This is a genomic window from Mesorhizobium sp. WSM4810 (genome assembly GCF_055811235.1).
Map to the genome: position 1 here is coordinate 25,334 of NZ_JBVVQV010000047.1, position 4,829 is coordinate 30,162.

General features: G+C 59.9%; 2 protein-coding genes. Both read right to left on the reverse strand.

Going from position 1 to position 4,829, the window contains the following annotated elements:
* Positions 1–185: 185 nt before the first annotated feature.
* Positions 186–3,554, reverse strand: a complete 3,369-nt coding sequence (locus tag AC0L3O_RS33980; protein ID WP_473617951.1) for a DEAD/DEAH box helicase — start codon at positions 3,552–3,554, stop codon at positions 186–188.
* 562 nt (positions 3,555–4,116) lie between these two features.
* The gene (locus AC0L3O_RS33985) at positions 4,117–4,506 is read right to left on the reverse strand and encodes a hypothetical protein (protein ID WP_473617952.1); all 390 of its coding nucleotides are present in this window, start codon (positions 4,504–4,506) and stop codon (positions 4,117–4,119) included.
* Positions 4,507–4,829 lie beyond the last annotated feature (323 nt).

Here is a 4,829-nt window from a genome sequence, read left to right on the forward strand (position 1 = left end):
CTTCAAATACCGGGTGCGCAATAATCCGACCGGGGGCGCGTTGCGCGCGGGGGGGCTGGTGTTTTCGTTTCCCTAAAATCTCCCCCGGGCTGATGGCCAACGGCCCCGCCGCCGGGGTGGGGGGCGAGGTCTCGTCGTGGACTTTGACCGAATCCGGCAAACTGATCTTCTTGCAGCCTTGGCTGCTAGGGGCCATTGCCGGTTGTGCTTTGACCGGTAATCGGTCTCGCGTTCAGCTCACGTGCCGAATGTGCCGAGCGAATGGAACGGATCACGCTTCGTAAAACCTCGAGTTTTGCGATGCCTGGTTTGTTTGACGGCCTGCAGAGCAAGCGGCCTCGTCGAAATTCGAACCCGTCCAGCCTTAAAATGTTCTTCCGGACCGAGGCGGAGGGCTTTGTGCGGAAGGTGATCGCAATCGCTTCGGGTCCTACGTCGACCTGGCTCAAGCCTAACTCCGCTGCATCTATTCGCAGTCGGCTAACCTCCAGCAGCGTGGCCGCTTCGCTCGGCATGGCTCCAAAGCGATCCTCCACCTCGTCGGCAAATGCATTGACGTCTAAATGCGTGCTCATGCGGAACAATCGCGAATACAGGCTGAGGCGTATGGCTGGCTCCCGCACATAGCTTTCTGGGAATGACCCTCCGGCCTGCAAGTTGATGTCCGGAAGTTGCATGTCAGAGCCGGGCTCGCCTCGCGCAATCGATGAGGCACGCTCGAGCAGTCGATGATAGAGCCCGACGCCGATGAGCTTGACGTGGCCCGCCTGTTCTTCGCCCAAAAGATCGCCGGCGCCGCGCAGGTCGAGGTCCCTTTGGCTGATGGCCAGGCCAGAGCCAAGCCGGTCGAGAGCTACAAGAGCCGAAAGTCGGGACCTTGTGCCTTCAGCCAATTCCTTGCCGGGCTCGGTCAAGAGAAGTGCAATGCCTTGCACCCTTCCTCTGCCTACACGACCCCGAAGCTGGTGGAGCTGTGCAAGTCCGAAACGGTCGGCCCGCCAAATGAGAATGGTGTTTGCCCGCGGTATATCAAGTCCGCTTTCGATGATGTCAGTGGCCAACAAAATGTCGCCTTCGCCTGCTCCGAACCGGACAACTATCTCGTCCAGTTCACGCCCTTTCATTTCGCCATGCGCGATCTTCACCGAGAGCTGCGGAACCAGCCTGCCCAGTTGTTCAACGACAGTCTCGATGTCATCTATGCGTGGTACGACAAAGAAGCTTTGTCCCCCGCGGCGGTATTCGCGCAATAGAGCAGCCTTGGCCGAACCGGCATCGAAAGGAGCCAGGATGGTGCGAACCGGACGCCGCTTGGCAGGTGGTGTGTTCAGGACGCTGACTTCCTGCGCGCCCGCCATCGCCAATTGAAGCGTTCGGGGTATCGGCGTAGCGCTCATGGTCAGTGTGTGGAGGCATGGCGCCAACCGTCGCAGTGATTGCTTCAGCTTGGCCCCGAACCGATGCTCTTCATCGATTACGAGCAGCCCGAGATGGCTAAAGGACACCCCTTTGGCCGCAATAGCATGGGTCCCGACGACGACTGCGATGTTACCACTTCTCAGACCATCCTTCACTTTCCTTGTCTCTGTCGATCCGACCACCCTGGACAGGTGAGAAACTTGGATGTTGAACCCTGCGAAACGCCGGCAGAACGTATCGTAGTGCTGACGCGCGAGCACCGTGGTGGGCGCAACGATAGCAACCTGATTGCCGCAGAATGCGGCCGCAGCACACGCCCGAAGCGCCACCTCTGTCTTTCCAAAGCCGACGTCGCCGCAGACCAGCCGGTTCATCGTTTTGCCCGACGACAGGTCATCCATTACGGCTCGGATTGCGGCGGCTTGGTCGGGGGTCGCGGGGTAAGGGAATCGCGCCGCGAAGCGAGCAAGATCAGCACGCGGCGGCTTGATCATTTCGGCGGATTGGCAGGACCTGGCCTTCGCAATGGCGACCAGCCGCTTGGCGACCTTCTCGATCTCGCGGACTGCAGACTGGCGCCGCTTCTTCCAGCCTTCACCATCTAGTCGGTCCAAGGCTATCGCATCTGGCTCGGATCCATAGCGCCATATACGGCCAAACTCCTCCACTGGAACCAGCAAGGAAGCGCCACCATGATATTCAAGCTTCACAACATCCTGTTGCAGGCCAGCCACTTCAATTTGTTCGATCGCGGCAAGGACGCCCACGCCATGGTCTTCATGGACAACCAGATCGCCGAGCCGCAGTTCGGGTTCGGCTATGCCGTTGCCGGAGTCCGCGTTTGCAGTCGATGACGGGCCGAATATGTCCGCTGCCGCAACGACTGCAATTCGGGATGGCCCGTCGACAAAGCCATCCGTGAGATCGAATTCCGCCTTGAGAAGAGAGCCTCTTTCGACAGAGAGGATTTGCGGCCAATCGGCGACCGGGTCCATCTTGCGACCGAACTTACGGTCGAGCAGCCGCTCTGCTCGGCGCAGTTCCGAAGCTTCGCCCGTGACCACCACACTAAACCCCGAGCTTGTGCGCGCCTGGGCGAACTCGGCGAATTCGTGCCCGGCTCGCGGCAGGTGGAAGAATTTGGGAATTCGACCAACCGGGATCCTAAGACGCAGGCACTGGCGATCCCGTAGCGAGTCGTCCCATTCCTCACGCGACAAATAAAATTGTTTCGCCGCGGGCCGCGCCACCGTGGAAACTTGCCGCCTGCCGCGCCACGCCTCCTCTATGAGGTCCAAGACGCGAGCGAGCGAAATTTCTTCCAATCCATCCAGGAAGCAGATGTTAGCTGTTGATGCGACATCGAAGAGCGCCGGCAAGTCGGAGTAGAGCGAGACCAGGCGTTCCTCCATCGGGATGGTGCGCATCGCTGCAGGGTCGAACTCGTTGCCGGATTCCAACATAAGCTCAGACGCCGGGCCAACTACGACTCTGTGCAGCGATCGCTCGCTTCGTTGAGTGATTTGGTCGTATGCCTTAAGTTCGGAGATGGTGCCGCCAGGACCCAGTACAACACGAATAGGGCGATCACGGTCAGCAGGAAAAACGTCGATAAGATCGCCGCGGATGGCTATCTCGCCTGGTTCATCGACCCGATCGTCGACAACATAGCCAGTTCTCTCAGCCAATACCCGAAGTGCCCTCGGGTCCACCTTTTGCCCAATCTGCAGGGTGGCGAAACCCTGGCCGATTACCGAGGGAGGCGGTACCCTCTGCACGGCAGATTCGACCGAAGTAACCGTGATGCGGGGTCTTTTCGTAGCGGCCGCAACAGCATGAACAACGCTGACCCGCCGTCCCATAGTGGCGCGAGTGGGCCACACCCTGTCGTATGGCAGGCAATCCCACGGCGGCAAATACAGGATGTCAGCTGCTGGGAGGAAGTGGCGCAATGCCTGTGTGATGTCAGCGGCACTGCGTTCGGAACTCGCGATATGGAGCATGTCCCCATTTCGAGTGGTTTCCAACGCGCTGACCAATGCCGCAGCTACCGCGGCAGCTGGCGGTTCGGCTTCTCCTCCTGTTGCAAGTTCGCACTGCTCAGCCTTTCCGGCATTGGAGGTCACTCTATCCACGTCTCACCTTCCGATTCTGGGACAAAACGGCCGCGACGCGCCCGGTGTTCCGTTGGGCGGCACAGTTGCCGACGCTCGGCTTTCAGCAACGTCGCAAAGCGGCAACCGTTGCCTTGCCCAGCGTGTGATCGGATCGTGCGCCATGAGAATAGAGTGCCGCACTGTCTAGCAATGCGTGCATTGCGAGGTTTCCTGAGCAAGTCGCGAATCCGGGGGGCTACGGCTTTGTGGATTCTTTCTAGGACGAAACGGCAGCGGCTGGTCGATAGCGGCTTAGGCATCTGTGGTCGGCATTCCAATTGCCCGTTGCCAGACTTGGCCAAATGACTCGCTATCAGATGGACCCCAAGTTCTCAGGCTCAGCAGTCATTCGCGGTTGCTGTCCAAAAGCTCATGCACCGTTGGCGTGCTAGACTCCAAGCATCCCGGCACAAAATCGGCAATCAAACGGGTTGGCGCTACCATTGGCGATATGCATCCGCATCGAGTCTTCGCGCCGATCCGGACGTGCTTGGCAACCCTCGCCCGCCATAGACCCCCAAGGAATTGCCCAGGGCTTCATCTATCGCTCGAACCCTGCGTCTCTCGGCAGCCACAGCGACAGCGGAAAGCCCCAGATCAGCACGAGCCGACCAATCAGCCGCGGGACGACGATCTGCTTGCGCTGGACCGAGATCCTCGAGCTCGCTGCCCGCCGCCGGACGCAGGCCGGAGCGAGGAACGAAGAGTCGCCGATGGTGGCGTCGCCCGATACGTAGTCGAGATTGGGGCGGAAGCGGTCCCAGGCCTTGCCGACCGAGGTATCCCAGTCGAAGCTGTGGTCCTTCGTCATGGCGATGGCGGCCACTGTGGCCGAGATCGCCTTCGACACCGAGGAGACCTGGAAGATGGTGGTGCTGCTGACCTTAGAGGGTGTCATCCCGGTTGCTGCGAAGGCCATAGCCTTGGTCAAGGATCATCTGCCGCCATGCACCACCGCAACGGCGAAGCCGGGAAACGTAGATGCTTCCTTGACCTTCTTAACGATGTCCGGCAGGGCGGCCACCGCCTTCTCGACGCTCCGACACTGCCAACAGCGCCACCTTCAAAAGCCGGTCTAAGTTTTTTAACGGAGGCGGGGAACATGGATGCTGCCTCGCGGTTGGACCTCGGAAAGCTAATTCGCAGCCTGAAGGAAAGCGGCCGAGCTCGCTCTCGCGACGCCGCGAACCGGGCCTACGGAGATTAAGCATGCGAGCGCTGGTTTGGCATGGAAAAGAAGACATACGTTGCGAT